Genomic DNA, 20677 nt, shown 5'->3' on the forward strand with positions numbered 1-20677 from the left:
CACGGTGGCGAAGCGGATGCCATGACGAATGTCCGGGTGCGGAATCGGTCGCACCGCATCGTCCATGCAATGTGAGCGATGCCTGACGCATCGCGAAGGGCTGTCATGAACGATACGCTGCGCACCGCCTTCGACCGGACCCGCCGCCTGCTGGCCGATCCGCTGGTCGCCCGCATCGGCGGGCGGGCGATCTCCGTCGCGGTGCTCGGCGGTGCGTTGTTCGAACTTCACATGATGGATTGGCACGCGATCGCCGCGATGGTGCCGCATGCGCCGATATTCTGGTCGGTGTTCGCGGTCATGTACATGACGCCGGTCGTCGCCGACTGGTCGATCTACAGCCGGATCTGGCGGATGCCGGTATCGGGGATGCAGCATCTGCTTCGCAAGACGATCGGCAACGAACTGGTGTTCGGCTATATCGGCGAGGCGTATCTGTACACCTGGGCGCGGCGGTCGGGCGAAGTCGGTGCGGACGCGTTCCGCGCGGTGCGCGATGTCGCGATCCTGTCGTCCGCGGTCGGCAGCATCGTCACGCTGGCCGCCGCGCTGGCGGTCGTGCCCGTCGCGGGCAAGCTGCACCTCGCCATCCCTTATTGGGCGATCCTGCCGTCGATCGCGGTCATCCTTGCCCCGCCGATCTTCGCCCTGGCGTTCGGCAAGCGATTGTTCAGCCTGCCGCCGGCGATGCTGGCGCGGATCGTGACGATCCATGGCATTCGCGCCGCGCTGACCGTGCTGCTGACCGCGGTACTCTGGCATATCGCGCTGCCCGATATCGCCGTCGTCTACTGGCTCGCCTTCGCCGCGCTGAAACTCGTCCTGTCGCGGCTGCCGTTGATCTCGAACCGCGAACTGGTCTTCGCCGGTACCACCGCGGCGCTGCTCGGTCGCGGATCGGACGTAGCGCAACTGATGACGATGATGGCGGCGCTCGTGGCGGCGACGCATGTGCTCGCCGGGATCGGCCTGTCGATCGGCGACGCGATCGAGGGTGCCGCCAGGCGCACGCGCGGCGTCCTCAGCCCCAGCGCGGCCTGATCCGCGTAACCGGCCAAAGCGCGGCCTGATCCGCGTAACCGGCCAAAGCGCCACCTGATCCGCGCAATCGCCAAGGCGCGCCCCGATCCGCTCGGTCCGCAGGATGATTAAAAAATCGTCACCGTCGGGTGCGGGTCCGCGAGCCCGGCATCGTCCTGCATGTGACGGGGAGATCGCGGCATCGGAAACGGTGTAGCGGGTGGGGACACTGCATGCTGTTTGATTTCGAGACGCGTAGCGCCGATCCGTTCGGCAACGATAGCGGTGCCTCCGGCTGGACACGCCCCGCGATACTCGACCGGCGCATGCCCGACTGGAGCGTCGTCGTCCCCTTTTTCAACGAACGCGTATTGTTGCCGCTGACGTTGGAAAGCCTGGCCGCGCAGCGGGTGCGCGCGCGGTTCATCCTCGTGGACAACGGCTCGACCGACGGCAGCGCGGGCGTCGCCACCGCGGCATGCCGCCGCCTCGGTCTCGATTTCGTCGTCGTTACCGAGGCTCGCCCGGGCAAGGTCGCCGCGCTTACCGCCGGCTTGCGCCTCGTCCGTACGATCTACGTCGCGACCTGCGATGCGGACACCTGGTATCCCGCGGATTATCTCGCCAATGCCGGCCGCGTCCTGGCCGAGGGCCATGTCGTCGTCGGTGCCTATTTCGTGACGCAGGGCGCGAGCGCGGACGCGCACGAGAAGGCAGGTCGCCGGATCGTGAAGACCGCCGCGCTGCTTCGCGGGCAATGTCATACCGGCGGCGCGGGCCAGGCGTTTCGCACCGACGTACTGCGCCGCGCGGGCGGGTTCGATGCCGCGCGCTGGTCCTATGTGCTGGAGGACCACGAGATCGTCCACCAGGTGCTGAAACACGGCACGATGGGCTATGCGACCGACCTGTGGTGCGTGCCCTCGGTGCGCGACCGCGATCGCCCGTCGATCCGCTGGACGCTGGCCGAACGGCTGCTCTACGCCGCGCTCGCGCCGGTTGCGGGGGACTGGTTCTTCTACCGCTTCCTCGGCCGCCGGCTTGACGGGCGTCGCCTGTCGAGCCAGTCGATCCGCGAACGCCGGTTCCACGGTCCGGAACGCGCTGGTCCGGAAAGGACGGTCGGTGCCGCGGCTTATTCTGTGTGCGGATGATTTCGCCTTTTCGACCGACACCAGCCACGTCATCGCCGAACTGGCCGCCGACCGCCGGCTGACCGCCACTAGCTGCATGGCGGTATTGCCCAATTGGACCGGAGACGCGCGGCTGCTCGACACCGCGCCCGACACGCTCGAGGTCGGGCTGCACCTCGTGCTGACCCTGGAAGCGCCGGTCACCGCCGCGCCGACGCTCGCACCGGCGGGCATCCTGCCCACGATCGATCACCTGCGACGCGCCGCCGCACGCGGTACGCTGCCGCTCGCGGAGATGGCGGCCGAGATCGCCGCGCAGTTCGACCGGTTCGAATCGGCGCGCGGCCGGGCCCCCGCCTTCGTCGACGGCCACCAGCACGCGCACGCGCTGAAGGGCGTGCGCGAGATCGTGCTGGACGAGATCGCCCGCCGCGCACCCGCGGCCTGGGTGCGGACTTGCACCGACGCGTTACCTGCTTTGCTGGCCCGTCCGTTCCGCGGCAAGGCACTGGCGAGCGCGGTCCATTCGGTCGGGCTGCGCCGCGCCGCCGCCGCGCGGGGCATTGCCTGCAACGCAGGGTTTGCGGGCCATTATGATTTCGCGCGCGATTACGACACGATCTTCCCGGCGTTCCTCCGCCGCCCCGGCGAGCGCCATCTGGTGATGTGCCACCCGGGCACCGGGGCCCGTGCGGGCGACGCGATCGCAGCGGCGCGCGTCCGCGAAGCGGCAGCATTGCGCCGCCTGCCGATCGCCGCCATTGCTAGAGCACACGGCCTGGTCTTTCCCGGCTGATTCTGGGGCCAAGGGTCGGAAACCCTATGGGAGTCGCATGACCGAAAGCGGGTTGAAGGCCGTCTTCCTGGAAATGCGTCCGCAATTGCTCCGTCTGCTGGCCGCGCGGCTCGGCGACCGCGACGAGGCCGAGGATGCCTTGCAGGACATGTGGTTCCGCATCGACCAGCTCGTCGTCACCGGACCGATCGGCCAGCCGAGCGCGTTCCTGTACCGCATCGCCGCCAATCTCGCGACCGATCGGCGCATCGCGGGACAACGACGGATGGCGCGCGATACCGGCTGGGTGGACGTCCAGGTCGCCGCCGAGGACCTTCCCGATGCGGAGCGCGTGCTGATGGGCCGCGAGAAGCTCGCCGCGGTCGAGGCGGTGATCGCCGAGATGCCCGAACGGATGCGGTCCGCGCTTCGCCTGTTTCGGTTCGAGGAACGGCCGCAACGCGACATCGCCACCCAGCTCGGCATCACCGTCAGCGGCGTCGAGAAGCTGCTGCGGCGCGCGTACAAACAAATTTCGGATGCGACGACGCAATTCGATGCGGGTGCCGCCGATCGGAATCGTCTGATCGATGAAAGGGGTCCGTTGACGTGACCGACATCATATCCAACGCGGCCATGGCCGCGCCGATCCCCGACGCCATCATGGGTCAGGCGATCGATTGGCATCTGCGCTCGAACGCGATGGGCGAGGCCGAATGGGTCGCCTTCGTCGACTGGCTGGAGGCCGATCCGGCGAACGCGCGTGCCTATGACCGTGTCGCGGCGGACGACCGTGCGATGCCCGCCATCGCCGCGCCGCTGGCACCGCCGGCTGCCCGTCCGCTGCTGCCGCGCCGCTGGGCCTTCGGCGTCGGCGGCACCGCGATCGCGGCCAGCCTGGTCGCCTTGCTCTTGCCCGCGATGCTACCCCAGGCGGCGATGCCCTATTCGGTCGTGACCCGCCCCGGCGAACAGCGCACGATCGCGCTCGCCGACGGCACCCGAATCGATCTGGACGGCGCGTCTCGCCTGGACCTCGACAAGACCAAGCCGCGCAGCGTCAGCCTGGCCTCGGGCGAGGCGGTGTTCCACGTCCGCCACGACGCCGCCGATCCGTTCACCGTCCGCTCGGGCGCGCTGACGCTGCGTGATATCGGCACCGTCTTCGACGTGACGCGCGCGGGCAAGCGGCTCGACGTCGCAGTCGCCGAAGGATCGGTGATGTTTCAGCCGGGTCGCGACGCGCTGACGCTCGTTGCGGGCCGGCGTCTGTCCGCCGACGAAGGTCTGGGCAGCGTTACCTTGGCTGCCGTCGAACCGGCTGCGGTCGGCGGGTGGCGCGACGGGCGCATGACGTTTGCCGGCGAACCGCTATCCAGCGTCTTCGCCGCGATAGGGCGTCGTTACGGAACGGATGTCCGCCTCGCACCGGGCTTGTCCGACCGTCCCTTTACCGGCATGGTCGCGCTGTCTGGGGGGGCGGGTCGCGACATACCGCATCTCGCTGCATTGATCGGAGCGACGTGGCGGCGTGACGGTGAGCGATGGATCATCACGCCGGGGGCGGCACCGACGAACTGATCCGCCCGGGGCCGGCCGATCCCGCGGCTTGGTCGCAGTTCTCGCGACCGTAGTCTTCGCCACCGCCGCCCCCGCAGCCCCGGCCGCGCACATCGCCATCCCGGCCACGACGCTGGACGTGGCGCTGACCACGCTCGCCCGGCAGAGCGGGCAGGACATCATCAGCACCGAATCCGCGCTGCGTGCGGTGCGCACCCGCGCGCTGTCGGGTGATGTCCCGGTCGCGGCAGCGCTGGCCCGGCTGCTGGGTGGCAGCGGCTATCATGCGGTGGCGATCGATTCGCGCAGCTGGCGCATCGTTCGCGACGCCGCCGTCCGCCCCTCCCTACCGTCCCCGCCGCCGCCCGCCCGCCGCGCGGCAGCGCCGCCGCCCCCCGAAACCCCGAACGGCGATATCGTCGTCACCGCCAGCAAGCAGCATATCCCGCTGCTTCGCTATCCGGGCACCCTCACGACGATTTCGCCGAACGGATCGCCCGACATCCCGTCGCTGCCCGACATGACCGATGTCGCCCGCGCGACCCCGGTCCTGCAGAACACCGAATTCGGACCCGGTCGGAACAAGATCTTCATTCGCGGCATCGCCGACAGCAGCTTCGACGGGGCAACCCAATCGACCGCAAGCATCTATGTCGGCGACGTGCAGCTGGGCTATGCCGGCGCGGACCCCAGCCTGAAACTGTACGACATGCAGGGCGTGCAGGTGATGGAGGGGCCGCAGGGCACGCTCTACGGCTCCGGATCGATCGGCGGTATCGTCCGCCTGCTGCCCAATCCCGTCGCGCTCGACCGGGCGAGCGGGGCGGTGTCCGCCGGCGGGACGTTCACCGCGGGCGGTGGACCCGGCTACGACGTCGCCGGCATGGTCGACCTGCCCGTGATCGACGACCGGCTGGGCTTTCGCGCGGTCGCGTATGACGAGCGGCAGGGCGGCTATATCGACGACCCGGCACGCAGGCTTGATCATACCAACCGGATCGACACCCTGGGTGGACGACTGGCGGTGAAATATGATCCCGGTGGCGGCTGGATGATCGACGCGACCGGACTGATCCAGCGGATCGACGGCGCGGACGCACAATATGCCGAGGCCGGCAGCGGCCCGCTGTCGCACCGGTCCTCCCTGCCGCAGCCGTTCCACAATCAGGTCGCGCTCGGCAGCCTGTCGATCCGCAAGACCTGGGCGAGCGGACTGGAATTGCTGTCGGCGACCGCGATGACCGACAATCATTCGGCCGAGATGTTCGACGCCACTGCCTTGTCCCCGGCGCGCGGCGGGCCGGGCGGCGAGCGACCGGCGACCGCCTATGATGTCGATACCGCGAAGCGGTTGCTGACCGAGGAGATGCGGCTGTCGCGGTCGCTGACCACCGGCAGTTCCTGGGTCATCGGGTTCACGCTGCTCAGCAATACCGACGCCGAACAGCGCGCGCTGGGTATCGTCGGCACCGTGCCGTCGATCGACGGCGTGACCAACGTCACTCAAAGCGGATCGGCGTTCGGCGAGGGGACGCTGGCGGTCACGCGCAACTTCGCGGTCACGCTTGGCGCGCGCCTGACGATCGCGCGAGTCGACGGCGAGCCCGATTTCAAGACCATCAACACCAATTTCGTGAAGGGCCGATCGACCCGGCGAGTCGATCCGACCGCCGGGTTTTCGTGGAAACTGACGTCCGACCTCGCGCTCTATGGCCGGTTCCAGACGGGGTATCGCACCGGCGGGCTCGCGGTCGCGCGCGGCATCGGGCGGGTCGCGGATTTCGGTTCCGATTCGATCCGCGTCGGGGAGATCGGCGTGCGCAAATTGCGAAGCGGCGCGACCGGCCTGTCGCTGACCGCGGCGGTTTCCTATGCGCGCTGGACCGACATCCAGGCCGATCTCGTGAACCGCCGCGGACTGCCCTATACCGACAATATCGGCAACGCGCGGATCACGGCGGTGGAGGGCACCGCCGACTGGGTCCCGATCGTCGGGCTGCGTGCGACCGCGGCGTTCCTGTATACGCAGAACAGCGTCACCGGCCCGCTCGCCGACCTGTCGAGCCCCGCGCATCGCCGCCTGCCGGACACGCCGCCGATCGCCGCGAAGATCGACGCCAGTTACGAATGGTCGATCGGTCGCGGCATGACCGCGATCATCGGCGGATCGGGAAATTATACGGGCCGATCCGTGATCGGCACCGGCGACCTGTTCGATGTCGATCAAGGCAAATATGCCGATTTCGCGGTCCGCGCCGGGCTGCGGCACGGACGGATCGAGACGACGCTGTCGATCGACAATCTGACCAACGTCCGCGGCAACCGCTTCGCGTCGGGCAATCCCTTCGCCTTGTCCGCGCGCGACCTGACGACGCCGCTTCAGCCGTTCAACGTCCGGCTGGGGACGGCGATCGGGTTTTGAGATGATAGACGTCCGCCCATAATCGCCCGAGCGGCAGCCGGACGGGGCGCGCATAGCCGCCGCGCGCGACGAGGCCCGCGACCTGTACCGCGCGTTCGGGCATCTCGTCGGTCTCCGGCCCTTGCAGCACGACCACCTCCGGTCGCCGCGCGAAGATGCGGTCCACCTCCGCCGCCTGGTCGACCCCGATCGCCCCCGCCTCGCGCGCGATCTGCAGGTGCGAGGGGAAGAGGTAGCGCGACAGCGCGTGCCGGCCGGTGAAGGTGTAGAGCGCGGGGTCGCCGATATCGACATACAGACTGCCCGGCCCGGGCCCGATCGCGCGGACGACCGCGGCGAACTCGGCGGGACTGCCGCGGTGATGCAGCGCGGAGGCCACCACGAGCTGACCGCCGACGAACCCCGCCACCATCGCCGGGATCGCGAGCCATCGCCCGATCCGCCGATCGCCGAAGAACGCCGCGGTGCAAAGGGTCGCGGGCAGCATCACCGGCAGCGTATAGTGGTTGTACCAGCCGCCGAAGACGACGAGTCCGAAGACCGCCACCGCCAGCCAGCCGCGCAGGAACCCGCGCACGCTGCGCTGCTGCGCATCGCCCCGCGGCGCGCCGATCCCCGCCAGCGCAAGGAGGAGGAGCGGCCCGAGCAGCGCCAGCGCCACGATCGCATTGTCCAGCCGGACCGCGGGTGCGTCGGCATGGCGCTGGAGGATCGACAGGAAATTCGCATATACGAACGCCTGACCCTGGCCGATCGCGACATAGGTTCCCGCGGCGAGCATCGTGGGCACCAGCGCGACCGTACAAAGCACCGCGCCGTAACCAATCGCCCGGCCGATCGACCGGGTGACGCGGTGTTCGTCCCACATAAGCCACAGCCCGATCCAGACGCCTTCGAACAGCGCCGAATATTTGACCTGCAGCGCGCATCCGACCAGCGCCATCGCCAGCACCCCGGCCCGCCGCCGGCGTTCGGGGACGGCACCCGCGACCAGCGCGACCGCGCCCGCCATCAACGCATTATAGAAGACGGGCGATTGCCCCCCCTGCCCGTCCGCCAGATCGATCCACAGGATGTACAGCACGCCCGCCATCAGCGCGCCGCGCGACCACCCTGCGATCCGCGCCAGCCGCACGATCGGCGCCGCGGTCGCGACGACCGCCGCCAGCGCCATCGCCTGATAGACATAGACCCCGGTCTGCGGCGACCAGGGCGCGGCGGGCATATAGACGAGGAACAGCCCGATCGGCTTGCGGTCCCAGATGTCGACATAGGGCAGCGCCCCGCGCCACATCGCGCGCGCCATGAGGAGGTAGAATTCCTCGTCCACCTGAATGATCGGATTGCCGAACGTCCGTGCCCGGGCAGCGATCGCGACGAGCAGGAGGATGGCGAGCGTGCGCCACCATGCACGGCGCGTCGGCGCGGGTGTCGGGGTCAACCCGGGCGAAGACCACGCGTTCATCGCGCCACCGATTAGGCAAGGTCGTCGTCCGGCACCAGCGTCGATGCCGAGGCGGGGCCCGCTCCAGCCGCCGCCCCGGCGTAGGCCGGGGCCCAAGTGCAAGACGCTTGTGAGGACACGGTGTACGCTGCAACAGTCGCTTACCTGACTGGACCCCGGCCTGCGCCGGGGTGGCTGGGTAGGTCGGACGAAAACCACTGATGACGCCCCGGAGCCTCGCATGAACGCCCCCCAACGCACCGCCGCGCGCCTGCTGGTCGACCAGCTCGTGATCCAGCGCGTCGACCGTGCCACCTGCGTGCCGGGCGAAAGCTATCTGTCGGTCCTCGACGCGCTGACCGATACCGGGATCGACCTGCTGACCTGCCGCGCGGAGGGCGGGGCGGCGATGATGGCGGAGGCGTATGGGAAACTGACCGGCCGGCCCGGCATCTGCTTCGTGACCCGCGGGCCGGGTGCGACCAACACGATGCCGGGGCTCCACATCGCCGCACAGGATTCGACGCCGATGATCCTGTTCGTCGGTCAGGTCGCGCGCGCGATGCGCGGGCGCGAGGCGTTCCAGGAACTCGATTACCCAGCGACCTTCGGCGCGGTCGCCAAATGGGCGGTCGAGATCGACCGTGCGGATCGCATCCCCGAACTGGTCGCGCGCGCGTTCCGGATCGCGATGCAGGGACGCCCCGGGCCGGTCGTTGTCGCGCTGCCCGAGGATATGTTGGACGATATCGCGACCGTCGCCGATGCGCCCTATGTCACGCCATCGCAACCCGCGGTGTCGGCGGACGACGCGAACGCCGTCGCGGCGATGCTCGCGGAGGCCGAACGCCCGTTCGTCATCGTCGGCGGATCACGCTGGACGCAAGCCGCCGCCGACGCGCTGGTCGCCTTGGCCGCTGCCCATGACCTGCCCGTCGCGACCGCGTTCCGCCGCGCGCATCTGTTCCCGGCGACCGATCCGCATCATGCGGGCGACTTGGGGATCGGCCCCAATCCCGTGCTCGCCGCCGCGGTGCGCGAGGCGGATATGCTGATCCTGCTCGGCGGCCGGCTGTCGGAGATCGCGTCGTCGGGCTACACGCTCATCGACGTGCCGACCCCGCGCCAACGGCTGGTGCATATCCATCCCGATCCGCTGGAACTGGGCCGCATCTACCAGCCAGCGCTCGCGATCGAGGCGACGCCGGGCACGTTTCTGACCGCGATGGCCGATATCCCCGCCGGGCCACCGCGTCCGAGAACCGCCGACCTCCACGCGTCCTACCGCATGTGGTCCGATACCACCGGCCCGCTGCCGGGCGGCTTCGATTACGGCGCGGCGATGCTGTGGCTGCGCGACCGGCTGCCGGGCGATGCGATCCTCTGCAACGGGGCGGGCAATTATGCCGGCTGGCTGCACCGCTATTACCGCTTCCGCCGTTTCGGCACGCAGCTGGCACCGACCAGCGGATCGATGGGGTACGGCGTCCCTGCCGCGGTCATGGCCAAGCGCCAGCATCCGGACCGCATCGTCATCGCTCTGGCAGGCGACGGCGATTTCCTGATGAACGGGCAGGAATTCGCGACCGCGGTGCACCACGGCATCCCCATCGTCGCGGTCGTGATCGACAACGGCATGTACGGCACGATCCGGATGCATCAGGAACGGACCTTCCCGGGGCGCATCGCCGCGACCGCGCTGACCAGCCCCGATTTTGCCGCACTCGCGCGCGCCTATGGCGGGCATGGCGAGACGGTGGTAGCGACCGCGGACTTCGCCCCCGCCTTCGAGCGCGCGCTGGCGAGCGGGAAGCCGGCGATCGTCCATTGCCTGCTCGACCCCGAAGCGATCACGCCGACCGCGACGCTGGCGGGGCTGCGCGCGGCGGCGGAGGGTAAGCAGGTCGAATAAGGTTACCCACCCCGGCGAAGGCCGGGGCCCGGTTGCGATGGTTCCGGTAACGGAGGGAATCGCGCCGCCGTGAAAAGCTCGTGGCTTGACCCCGGCCTTCGCCGGGGCGGCGGCAGGCGGAGTTCGATCCGCCAAATCGCCCACCGCCCTTGCCGCCCCCGCCCCGCTTCCGTTACCCCGCCCCCATGACCGCGCCGCCGACCGACCCCGAAACCGCCGCCGAAGAACTCGCGACACTCGCCGCGCAAATCGCCGAAGCGGACCGCCGCTATCACGACGAGGACGACCCCGAACTCACCGACGCCGCCTATGACGCACTCGTCCGCCGCAACCGCGCGATCGAGGCGGCCTTCCCCGACCTGGTCCGCGCCGACTCGCCAAGCCGCCGCGTCGGCGCGACCCCCGCCGGGCCGCTCGCCAAGGTCGTACATGCCAGGGCGATGACGAGCCTCGACAATGCGTTCAGCGACGAAGAGGTCGCGGACTTCGTCGCGCGCATCCGCCGTTTTCTCCGCCTGCCCGACGACGAACCCGTGGCGCTGACCGCCGAGCCCAAGATCGACGGCCTCTCCTGCTCGCTACGCTATGAAGACGGCACTCTCGTCCAGGCGCTGACCCGCGGCGACGGGCAGGTGGGCGAGGACGTGACCCCCAACGTCCGCACCATTGCCGCCATCCCCCAGCACCTGCCCGCGGATGCGCCCGCGATCTTCGAGGTCCGCGGCGAGGTCTATATGGCGAAGGCCGATTTCGCCGCGCTCAATGCCCGCCTGCTCGCCGACGCGGACGACCCTGCCAAGGCACGCCAGTTCGCCAATCCGCGCAACGCCGCCGCCGGATCGCTCCGCCAGAAGGACGCCGACGTCACCGCGCGGCGTCCGCTGCAATTCTTCGCGCATGGCTGGGGCGAGGTCAGCGACATGCCCGCGGACACGCAATCCGCGCTGGTCGAGCTGCTCCGCCGCTGGGGCTTCCACATCGCCGACGGTTTCGCGCGGGTCGAGGGCACGGACGCGGCGCTGGCCGTCTACCGCGCGATCGAGGCCGCCCGCGCGGACCTGCCGTTCGACATCGACGGCGTCGTCTACAAGGTCGACCGGCGAGACTGGCAGGCGCGGCTCGGCCAGGTCGCGCGCGCCCCGCGCTGGGCGATCGCGCACAAATTCCCCGCCGAGCGTGCGGAGACGGTGCTGGAACGGATCGACATCCAGGTCGGCCGCACCGGCAAGCTGACCCCCGTCGCCCGCCTGAAACCCGTCACCGTCGGCGGCGTCGTCGTCACCAACGCCACGCTGCACAATGCGGACGAGATCGCGCGGCTGAACGCGTGGCCCGGCGACCGCGTCATCGTGCAGCGTGCGGGCGACGTCATCCCGCAGATCGCGGCGAACCTGTCGCGCGACGAGGCGCGCGGCACATGGCCCTTCCCCGACCGCTGCCCGGAATGCGATTCGCTTGCCGAACGCGAAACGGAGGAGGTCGACTGGCGCTGTTCGGGCGGGCTCATCTGCCCCGCGCAGCGCGTCGAGCGGCTGATCCACTTCGCCTCGCGCCGCGCCTTCGACATCGGCGGGCTGGGGCTGAAGCGGGTGGAGGACTTCTTCCATGACGGCCTCATCGCCTCCCCCGCCGACATCTTCCGCCTGAAGGACCGCCGCGGGACGCTGGTCGCGCGCGAGCGGCTGGCAGAGGTGTCGGTCGACAATCTCCTGCAGGCGATCGAGGACAAGCGTGCCGTCCCGCTCGACCGTTTCCTGTTCGCGCTCGGCATCCGCCATGTCGGCGAGGTCACCGCGCGCGACCTCGCCCGCCGCTACCGCAGCTTCGCCGCGTTCATGGCGATGGTCGAGCAGGCGCTCGCGATCCGCGGCGAACAGGTCCCCGTCCTCGCCGAACCCGACCGCAAGTTCGCGCTGCGCCGCCAGCGCGCGATCGTCGCCGCGGTCGATACGCAGCAGATCGGCCCCGAGGTCGCCGAGGCGCTGCTCGATTTCTTCGCGGAGGAGCACAACCGCGCGGTCGTCGCCGATCTCGCGGCCGAGCTGACGATCCTCGATACCGTCCACGAAACCCGCGCGTCCGAAGTGTCGGGGATGACGATCGTATTCACCGGCGGCCTGGAAACGCTGTCGCGCGACGAGGCGAAGGCGCAGGCGGAATCGCTCGGCGCGCGCGTCGCCGGATCGGTGTCGGCGAAGACCGACCTCGTGGTCGCCGGGCCCGGTGCCGGGTCGAAACTGAAGAAAGCGGCGGATCTGGGCGTTCGGGTGATCTCCGAGGCGGACTGGCGGGCGATCTCCGCCGGCCGCTGACCGCGCCGTTGCTTTTTTGCAACGCACCATGACCGAGTTCTAACGATCCGGGTTCGCGACTCGCCAACGTCATCGAACCGAAATATTCACCGTGCAGGGCAGCCTTCATCGAACACCGCCGCAACGGCGACGAGCGAAGGCTCAACGGGGGAATATCATGCGTAACAACCTATTCTGGGGCGTGGCCGCGGTCGCGCTCATGGCACCGGCCGTGGCATCGGCACAGGAAACGACGGCAGCGATTCGCGGCACGGTGACGTCGGGCGGCGCGCCGGTCGCCGGCGCGGCCGTCGTCATCACCAACGTTCCCTCGGGAACGGTCGCCAAGACGACCAGCACCGCCGATGGAAGTTATTCCGCGGCCGGTCTCCGGGTAGGTGGGCCATACACGGTCGAAGTGACGAGCGCCGCCGGAAGCAAGACGGTCACCGATGTCTATACCGTCGCCGGTCAGGCGTTCAGCCTGCCGATCGAGATCGCCGACACTGCCACGGATATCGTCGTAACGGCGAGCCGAGTGCGTGGCGCTGGATCGAACAGCGAAGGCCCTGAAACCGTCCTGACCGCCAACCAGATCAGCAAGATCACCTCGGTCAACCGCGACATCCGCGACCTGATGCAGCGCGATCCGTTCGCGACGCTCGACACCAGCCAGTCGACCGGCCGCCAGGTCAGCTTCGCGGGCGTCAATCCGCGCTTCAACCGTTTCACCGTCGACGGCGTGCCGCTGACGGACAGCTTCGGTCTGAACCCCGACGCCCTGCCGTCGCGCCGTGGCCCGGTGCCGCTCGATTCGATCGGCGAGTTCGAGACCAAGGTCGCGCCCTATGATATCCGCGACGGTTTCTTCCAGGGCGGCATCGTCAACGCCATCCTGAAGTCGGGCACCAACGAGTTCCACGGCACGGGCTTCTACACCTATTCCAGCGACGCGCTGAACGGGAACCGGACCAAGCCGTTCTCGTCGCTGAACGGCGGCACCAATGCCGACGGCACCGTGACCCTACCGCCTTTCCAGAGCCGCGATTTCGGCGCGACGCTTTCCGGGCCGATCATCAAGGACAGGCTGTTCTTCATGGTCTCGGCCGAGCGCGTCCGCGCCAGCCTTCCGCTCGCCTATGGCGGGGGTGCCACCAGCAACGGCACCAGCCCGTTCACCAACCTCAGCGACACGACGGTCAACGCCGTCGGGACCATCGCGCAGAACGTCTACGGCGTGAACGCGGGCGGTATCCTGACCAACAACGGCGACCGCGACGACCGCATCGTCGGCAAGATCGACGCCAATATCTCCGACACGCAACGGCTCGCGATCACCGGTATCTATACCAAGGACCAGATCAATACGCTGGGCAGCACCAACGCCAACACGCTGCCGACGACGTCGGACGACTATCTCAAGCCGAACCGGGTGTTCGCGGGCGTCGTCCAGCTGAACTCGGACTGGTCGTCGATGCTCTCCACCGAGACCCGCGTGCGGTACAAGGATTACAAGAGCGGCCAGACGCCGCTTCTGGCCAACACCGCGCTGGCGACGGTCTGCACCGATCCGGGCACCGCCGCGGCGATCACCACCGGCTCGGCGACGAGCTGTTCGTCGGGCGTCCCGACCGTACTGGTCGGTCCGCAGACCTCGGCACAGGCCAATCTGTTGCGGGTCAAGACCTTCGGCGCATCGGAAGTGGTGCGCGTCACCGCAGGCGATCACGTCGTCCGCGGCTATTTCGAGTACGAGAACAGCAGTAATTACGATCTGTTCGTGAACGGTGCCAACGGCAGCTATTATTTCGACACGATCGCGGCGTTCAACGCGCGCATCGCGCAGACCTTCAGCTACTCCAATGCGACGACGCTGAACCCGGCCGATGCGTCGGCGATCTTCAGCTACCAGACCTATACCTTCGGCCTGCAGGACGACTGGCGGGTCACCGACAAGCTGCACCTGTCGTACGGCGTCCGCTACGATCTCTATGGCAGTAGCGACCGCCCGCCGTCGAACGCGAACTACGTCGCGCGCGAGGGCTTCTCGAACCGCGCGTTCCTCAGCGGCCGCGGCTTGTTCCAGCCACGCGTCGGCTTCGATTACAAGGCTGACCCGCGCCTCTCGATCCGCGGCGGTGCCGGCATCTTTGGTGGCGGCACGCCCGACGTGTACGTCGGCAACTCCTTCTCGGCCTCGGGCGCACAGCCGGTATCGGTCACCCAGTTGGCGGCCGGATGCCTTGCGGCGGTCAACCCCGTTAGCCTGACCAGCATTCCCGCGTCCTGTAATGCGGCGCTCCAAAACGGCAACGCCACCCAAAACGGCAGCGCTTCGGCGATCGCGCCGAACTTCAAGATCCCGTCCTACTTCCGCGGGACGCTGTCCGTGTCACACGACACCAATCTCGGGCCGCTCGGCGATCACTGGAATTTCGGCGCAGACGGCTTGTACACGAAGACCCGCAACGCGATCTTGGTGCAGGACTTCCGCGATCGACCGATCGCCGGTTTGCTGACGCCGGACGGTCGCCAGCGCTATTACGACGTCGTCGCGACCATCCCCGGCGCGGCGGGCACCTGCACCACCACATCGACAGTCTGCAACGACAACGCAGGCGACTATGTGCTGACCAACACCAGCAAGGGCCGGAGTTTCGTCGCGGTCGCCCGGTTCGACAAGCGTTGGGACCTGGGCGTCAGCATCGGCGGCAGCTTCACCTACCAGGACGTCAAGGATCTGCAGGCACTGACCTCGTCGGTCGCCTCGTCGAACTACAACAATGGCGCTTATTACGATGCCAATGGCGGTGCCTATGGCCATTCGAACGATGAAGTACGCTATTCATTCAAATACAATGTCGACTTCGACCACGCGTTCTTCGGCGAAAACCGCACCCGGATCGACCTGTTCGGCACGACCCGAATCGGCGCTCCGTACAGCTACACCTTCCAGGACATCAGCAGCAGCGGTTCGTCGCGCAGCAACGTGTTCGGGACGGTGGGGAGCAACAGCCACTATCTCTTCTATGTGCCGACCGGACCGAACGATCCCAAGGTCATCTATGACAGCGTTGCCACCCAAACGGCGATCGACAACCTCATCAACACGACGGGGCTGAACCAATATCGTGGTCAGGTGGCACCGCGCAATGCGTTCAACTCGAAGTGGTTCTCGCGCCTCGATCTGCACGTCGAGCAGGAAATCCCGACCTTTGTCGGCAAATCCAAGATTTCGCTGTTCGCGGATATCGAGAACTTCACGAACCTTCTCAACCATAATTGGGGTGAGCAGCTACGGGCCAGCTTCCCCTATTACAAGACGGTCACGCAGGTGTCGTGCGTGGCAGCAGGGACCAACTCCTGCGCCCAATACAAGTACACCAGCTTCAACCCTTCGAGTTCGGTGCAGGATCAGCTGATCGTGCTGCCGTCCTTGTACACGATCCGCGTCGGCGCGCGTCTGAGCTTCTAATTCGCGCGTTGGACGGGACAACCGACCCGCCGCTTCCCTGAGGAGCGGCGGGTTTCTTGTTACCCTCCCTTCCCCCGCTTTGCGCCCCGCCGCCACCCGGTGTAGGACGCCGGCGACGATGGCCACGCTGACCGCCTCGCCGCCGATCACGGCGCGCCCTTTCTTCGAGGACAAGAGCCGCGCCTTCTGGACGCTTCAGGCGGTCGGGTGGAGCGGGTATCTGGTGCTGCGCGGCGCGTCGTCGGTATCGAACCTGTCGCTCGAATCGATCATCCCCGTCATCATCGAGGCGATCGTCGGCTATTGCATCACGCTGCTGCTTTCCACGCTCTACGGCTATTATCGCGGGCTGCACCGGGTGTCGGGCATTCTCGCGACCGTCCTGACGCTCGCGGTGGCGACCTTGCTCTATGCGACGCTCGACGCGTTCACCTTCTCGTTCATCCGGACGACCGAACCGGGCATCACGCTCACGCGCATGCTCGGCGCGGCCTATGTCGCGTTCACCGTATTGGCGGGGTGGTCGGCGCTGTATTTCGGGATCAACTTCTACCTGATCGTCGAGGACCAGATCGACCAGATGAAGGATCTGGAGACGCAGGCCAGCTCCGCGCAACTGGCGATGCTCCGCTATCAGCTGAACCCGCATTTCCTGTTCAACACGCTCAATTCCATCTCGACGCTCGTGCTCCTGAAACAGACCGAGCGGGCGAACGCGATGCTGTCGCGGCTGGCGTCGTTCCTTCGCTATACGCTGGCGAACGAACCGACCGCGCACGTCACCATCCAGCAGGAGATGGAGACGCTGAAGCTGTATCTGGAGATCGAGAAGATGCGATTCGAGGATCGGCTGCGGCCGAAATTCGATATCGATCCGCGCGCCGAACGTGCCCGCCTGCCGTCGCTGCTGCTCCAGCCATTGGTCGAGAATGCGATCAAATACGCCGTCACCCCGCAGGAAGACGGCGCGGAAATCCGGGTCGCGGTGCAGTTGAGCGGAGAACGCGTGCAGATCGGCGTGTCCGATACCGGCCCGGGCTTGAACGGCGTCCGCCAATCGCCGAGCCTTTCAACCGGCGTCGGCATCGCCAATATAAGGGAACGCCTGGTACAGGCCTACGGCCCGGACCACCGTTTCGAAATACGCGCCATGCCGACCGGCGGGTTCGGGGTCGAGATCGAGATCCCGTTCCAGCTCGAGGACGTGAACAGAGAGACCGCATGACCATTCGCACCATCCTCGTCGACGACGAACCGCTCGCGATCCAGGGCCTCGAACTGCGCCTCGCCGCGTTCGACGATGTCGAGATCGTCGACAAATGCCAGAACGGCCGCGAGGCGATCCGCAGCATCAAGACGCACAAGCCCGACCTCGTCTTCCTCGATATCCAGATGCCGGGGTTCGACGGCTTCTCGGTCGTGCAGGGGCTGATGGAGGTCGAGCCGCCGCTGTTCGTGTTCGTGACCGCGTATGGCGACCATGCGCTGAAGGCGTTCGAGGCGGATGCGCTGGATTATCTCATGAAGCCGGTCGATGAATCGCGGCTGGCGGACACCGTCGAACGCGTCCGCCAGCGACTGAACGAGAAGCGCGGCGTGGAAGAGGTCGAGAAGCTGCGCGAGGTGCTGGCCGATGTCGCGCCCGAGGCGGCGGCGGAGATCGCGGCGGAGAAGAGCGAGGCTGGCGGCGATGCGGTGCAGGCGAACCGGTTCGAGAAGCTCATCAACATCAAGGACCGCGGCCAGATCTTCCGTGTCGATGTCGACACGATCGAACTGATCGAGGCGGCGGGCGATTACATGGTCATCAATACCGGCGACAATTCGCTGGTGCTGCGCGAGACGATGAAGGACCTGGAGAAGCGGCTCGATCCCCGCCGGTTCCAGCGCATCCACCGCTCGACGATCGTCAACCTGGACCTGGTCAAGCAGGTGAAGCCGCATACCAACGGCGAATGCTTCCTGGTGCTGAATTCGGGCGCGAGCGTGAAGGTGTCGCGCAGCTACCGGGATGTGGTCGCGCGGTTCGTCCACTGACGATCAACGGCGGCCCGCCTCTGCGTCTTGCCGGGCTTGACCCGGCATCCAGAGCCACGGACGAAATGCTTGCGGCCCTGGACCCCGGGACAAGCCCGGGGTGACGGGGTTGACTTTACTTGAACGACCCGCTGAGCATCACCCCGAACACCCGCGGATCGTTGTAGATCCCCGCCCGGTAGTTCGACGTGTCGATCACATCGACCAGGTTCTTGGTGTTGGTCAGGTTCCGCGCGAACGCCGCGATTTCGTACCGGCCGAAGGCATACCCGACCTTCGCCCCGAGTTCGTAATTGCCGTCCGCGCTATATTCCACCGCGCGGTACAGGACGAAGTCGGTCTTGCCCTGGAGGTTGAAGTCGGTGGAGACGAACACCCGGCTTTTGCCGTCGCCCAGCGGGATGTCGTACCGGGCGTTGACGTTGACGTTGTAGTCCGGCGCGTTCGGGAACGGGTTGCCGTTGATCTGCGCGAAATAATTGTTGCCGATCCTGACCGTCGGGTCGAGCACCGTCTCCGACGGGACCCCGCCCGCCGCGCCGACCTGCGCGTAGACGCCCTTGTCGTCGATCTCGGTATGCAACAGGCTCAGCCCCACCCCGATATGGAAATTGGGAATCGGACGCGCGTCCAGTTCGGCCTCCGCGCCATAGCCCTTGCCCTTGCTGGCGTTGAACAGCACGCCGTTGCCGTTGGCGTCGTTGCCGTTCAGCTGGATATTGTCGACGACATAATAGAAACCCGCCGCATTGAAGTGGATACGGCCGTCCCAGAACGCGGTCTTCACGCCGGCTTCGTAGCTGGTGTTGGTCTCCGAATTAGCGGTGGTATAGGCGGTCGCGAACACCGCCGAGCGGCCCTGGATCGTCGGCCCGCGGAAACCGCGCGCGACGCGGGCATAGACGCTGGCCTCGGGCGACAGCTTGTACAGCAGGCTGGCGTCGAAGCTGGGCTTGGTGTCCGACAGGCGGCAATAGGTTGCGGTGCCGCACGCATAGGACGAGGCCGGCGCGGTGACCGGCACCGCCAGATTGACGAAGTTCGGGTGCAGCAACAGGCTGGTGCGCTTCGTATCATTGGTCACGCGCACGCCGCCGGTCAGCGTCAGCGCGCTGGTCAGGTCGTAGCTGGCCTGCGCGAACCCAGCATAGGACGTGTTGACGTCGTGCAGCAGCACGAAATTGTTCGGGTTGGGCGCGGTGCCCAGTATGTTGTTGGTCAGGAAGAAGCTGCGCTGGTCGAATTCGGTATTGTCGCGCTGGTCGAAATAGATGCCGCCCAGCTGCCATTTGAACGGTCCGGTATCGGGGCTCGCCAGGCGGACCTCCTGCGTCCACTGGTCCAGATAGCGCAGCTGGCCCTGCGATTCGCCGCAGCCGACCGCGCAGTAATTGGCGGCGGTGCCACCGAAATTCGCTGCCGCGCCGCCATCGGTATCGCCGCGGCTATAACCCGATGCATGTTCCCAGGCGGTGATCGAGGTCAGCGTCACGCCCCCGAAATCATATGCCGCCTTCACCGACACGCCGTGCGTCTTGTACGCCTGCGGATTGTTCTGCGCCTCGTCATAGGCGACGACCGAGCGGTCGAACGACGCAGGGACCGCGTTGGTCCCGGGGATGATCGAGCCGCGATAGAAGATCGAGGCGAAGCCGGCATAGTCGCGGTAATGACCAGCCACCCGCAGGCTGAACGCGTCGCTCGGCTTGACCAGCACCTGCAGCCGGACGTCGCGCTCGTCGAAGCCGTCGAGCTTGTTGTGCCCGCCGACGGTGCCGTCGTCGGACGGGCCCATATAGGTGTTGCTGATCCAGTTGTCGCGGTGCTGGTACAGCCCCGACAGGCGGAAGCTGATCGTGCCGTCCCTGGTCAGCGGGCCACCGATGCCGACATCGGCATTGACGCTGTTGAAGCGGCCATAGCTGACCGATCCCTGTCCCGCCCAGGTCTCGCTTGGCTGCGCGCTGTCGAACTTGACGATGCCCGCGGTCGTGTTGCGGCCGAACAGCGACCCTTGCGGACCCTTCAGCACTTCGACATCGGCGACGTCGAACACCGGGTTCGACTTCAGCACGACATTCTCCTCGACGACATCGTCCTGGATGATCTCGACCGGCTGCGACGCGCCGAGGTAGAAATCGATATTGCCGAGCCCGCGAATATAGAAGCGCGGGAAGATGCGGCCGGTCGAGGTCTCGACATACAGGCTCGGCACCTTGCCCGACAGCGACAGCAGCGTGTCGCCGCCCGCGGCGTCGTAATCGTGGAGCGTTTCCGACCGGATCACCGATACCGCGACCGGCACCGTTAGATTGTCCTCGCTTCGGCGCTGCGCGGTCACGACGATGGTGTTGCCGTCGTCGACCGGATCGGCGGCAAGCGTGGTACCGGCGGATTGCGCCCGCGCGGCAACCGGCGTGACGGCAAGCGTAGCGACGCCTGCAAGCAGCATAGCTGCCAGCTTCGAACTGTTCATCATAACCCCCCAATGTTGCACGCCGCGTCATCGCGTATCCGGACGTACGCGGCACGACGTCCATGGCCGCGTGTTGTGACGACTTTGTGGCAACACCCGACAATGCCCCCGCAATGTCGCGCGCTGCTTCTG

Annotated in this window: 13 protein-coding genes; 11 read left to right on the forward strand and 2 right to left on the reverse strand. The window is 67.3% G+C overall.

The window, feature by feature from the left end; genetic code table 11:
* The first annotated feature begins 105 nt into the window (after nucleotides 1–105).
* The 6 genes from HUU99_RS05590 (at nucleotide 106) to HUU99_RS05615 (ending at nucleotide 6910) form a co-directional block, all read left to right on the forward strand.
* Nucleotides 106–1041 carry a hypothetical protein gene (locus HUU99_RS05590; RefSeq protein ID WP_174285584.1) on the forward strand — a complete coding sequence of 312 codons (936 nt, stop codon included), beginning with the start codon at nucleotides 106–108 and terminating at the stop codon, nucleotides 1039–1041.
* Between the two features lie 212 nt (nucleotides 1042–1253).
* Nucleotides 1254–2174, forward strand: coding sequence for a glycosyltransferase family 2 protein (locus tag HUU99_RS05595; protein WP_174285585.1), 921 nt, complete (start codon nucleotides 1254–1256; stop codon nucleotides 2172–2174).
* Entirely contained in the window at nucleotides 2146–2949 is an 804-nt protein-coding gene (locus tag HUU99_RS05600; RefSeq protein ID WP_174285586.1) for a ChbG/HpnK family deacetylase, read from the forward strand. The genes HUU99_RS05595 and HUU99_RS05600 overlap by 29 nt, the downstream gene beginning before the upstream one ends.
* Nucleotides 2950–2986: 37 nt before the next feature.
* The gene (locus tag HUU99_RS05605) at nucleotides 2987–3541 is read left to right on the forward strand and encodes an RNA polymerase sigma factor (RefSeq protein ID WP_174285587.1); all 555 of its coding nucleotides are present in this window, start codon (nucleotides 2987–2989) and stop codon (nucleotides 3539–3541) included.
* The gene (locus HUU99_RS05610; protein ID WP_254602947.1) at nucleotides 3538–4509 is read left to right on the forward strand and encodes a FecR family protein; all 972 of its coding nucleotides are present in this window, start codon (nucleotides 3538–3540) and stop codon (nucleotides 4507–4509) included. Before HUU99_RS05605 ends, HUU99_RS05610 begins: the two co-directional genes overlap by 4 nt.
* A gap of 28 nt (nucleotides 4510–4537) precedes the next feature.
* Nucleotides 4538–6910, forward strand: a complete 2373-nt coding sequence (locus HUU99_RS05615; protein ID WP_254602948.1) for a TonB-dependent receptor domain-containing protein — start codon at nucleotides 4538–4540, stop codon at nucleotides 6908–6910.
* Here HUU99_RS05615 and HUU99_RS05620 read toward each other — a convergent pair.
* Nucleotides 6876–8375: a hypothetical protein gene (locus HUU99_RS05620; RefSeq protein WP_174285588.1), complete on the reverse strand. Its 1500-nt coding sequence runs from the start codon at nucleotides 8373–8375 to the stop codon at nucleotides 6876–6878. The genes HUU99_RS05615 and HUU99_RS05620 overlap by 35 nt on opposite strands.
* Nucleotides 8376–8595: 220 nt before the next feature.
* Between HUU99_RS05620 and HUU99_RS05625 the strand changes: the two genes are divergently transcribed.
* The 5 genes from HUU99_RS05625 to HUU99_RS05645 all read left to right on the forward strand — a co-directional run bounded on the left by HUU99_RS05625 (nucleotide 8596) and on the right by HUU99_RS05645 (nucleotide 18069).
* On the forward strand, nucleotides 8596–10266 hold the full coding sequence (locus tag HUU99_RS05625; RefSeq protein WP_174285589.1) for a thiamine pyrophosphate-binding protein: 1671 nt from the start codon (nucleotides 8596–8598) through the stop codon (nucleotides 10264–10266).
* Nucleotides 10267–10451: 185 nt separating this feature from the next.
* The gene (gene ligA, locus HUU99_RS05630) at nucleotides 10452–12578 is read left to right on the forward strand and encodes an NAD-dependent DNA ligase LigA (protein WP_174285590.1); all 2127 of its coding nucleotides are present in this window, start codon (nucleotides 10452–10454) and stop codon (nucleotides 12576–12578) included.
* A 157-nt stretch (nucleotides 12579–12735) separates the two neighbouring features.
* Nucleotides 12736–16032, forward strand: coding sequence for a TonB-dependent receptor (locus HUU99_RS05635; RefSeq protein ID WP_174285591.1), 3297 nt, complete (start codon nucleotides 12736–12738; stop codon nucleotides 16030–16032).
* A 118-nt stretch (nucleotides 16033–16150) separates the two neighbouring features.
* The gene (locus HUU99_RS05640; RefSeq protein ID WP_174285592.1) at nucleotides 16151–17257 is read left to right on the forward strand and encodes a sensor histidine kinase; all 1107 of its coding nucleotides are present in this window, start codon (nucleotides 16151–16153) and stop codon (nucleotides 17255–17257) included.
* A complete protein-coding gene (locus HUU99_RS05645) occupies nucleotides 17254–18069 on the forward strand; it encodes a LytR/AlgR family response regulator transcription factor (RefSeq protein ID WP_174285593.1) in 816 nt (271 codons plus the stop codon). Before HUU99_RS05640 ends, HUU99_RS05645 begins: the two co-directional genes overlap by 4 nt.
* Before the next feature lie 115 nt (nucleotides 18070–18184).
* On the opposite strand, the gene HUU99_RS05650 is transcribed toward HUU99_RS05645, so the two are convergent.
* Nucleotides 18185–20548, reverse strand: coding sequence for a TonB-dependent receptor (locus HUU99_RS05650; protein WP_375380104.1), 2364 nt, complete (start codon nucleotides 20546–20548; stop codon nucleotides 18185–18187).
* Nucleotides 20549–20677: the final 129 nt, after the last annotated feature.

Source organism: Sphingomonas bacterium (genome assembly GCF_903642285.1).
Classification (GTDB): Bacteria; Pseudomonadota; Alphaproteobacteria; order Sphingomonadales; family Sphingomonadaceae; genus Sphingomonas.

What these genes read in the sequence shown, in the direction of transcription:
- HUU99_RS05635 (WP_174285591.1), top strand. Translation starts at nt 12,736, where the DNA reads ATGCGTAACAACCTATTCTGGGGCGTGGCCGCGGTCGCGCTCATGGCA.
- HUU99_RS05645 (WP_174285593.1), top strand. Translation starts at nt 17,254, where the DNA reads ATGACCATTCGCACCATCCTCGTCGACGACGAACCGCTCGCGATCCAG.
- HUU99_RS05640 (WP_174285592.1), top strand. Translation starts at nt 16,151, where the DNA reads ATGGCCACGCTGACCGCCTCGCCGCCGATCACGGCGCGCCCTTTCTTC.
- HUU99_RS05620 (WP_174285588.1), bottom strand. Translation starts at nt 8,375, where the DNA reads ATGAACGCGTGGTCTTCGCCCGGGTTGACCCCGACACCCGCGCCGACG.
- HUU99_RS05625 (WP_174285589.1), top strand. Translation starts at nt 8,596, where the DNA reads ATGAACGCCCCCCAACGCACCGCCGCGCGCCTGCTGGTCGACCAGCTC.
- HUU99_RS05650 (WP_375380104.1), bottom strand. Translation starts at nt 20,548, where the DNA reads ATGATGAACAGTTCGAAGCTGGCAGCTATGCTGCTTGCAGGCGTCGCT.
- HUU99_RS05590 (WP_174285584.1), top strand. Translation starts at nt 106, where the DNA reads ATGAACGATACGCTGCGCACCGCCTTCGACCGGACCCGCCGCCTGCTG.
- ligA (WP_174285590.1), top strand. Translation starts at nt 10,452, where the DNA reads ATGACCGCGCCGCCGACCGACCCCGAAACCGCCGCCGAAGAACTCGCG.
- HUU99_RS05595 (WP_174285585.1), top strand. Translation starts at nt 1,254, where the DNA reads ATGCTGTTTGATTTCGAGACGCGTAGCGCCGATCCGTTCGGCAACGAT.
- HUU99_RS05605 (WP_174285587.1), top strand. Translation starts at nt 2,987, where the DNA reads ATGACCGAAAGCGGGTTGAAGGCCGTCTTCCTGGAAATGCGTCCGCAA.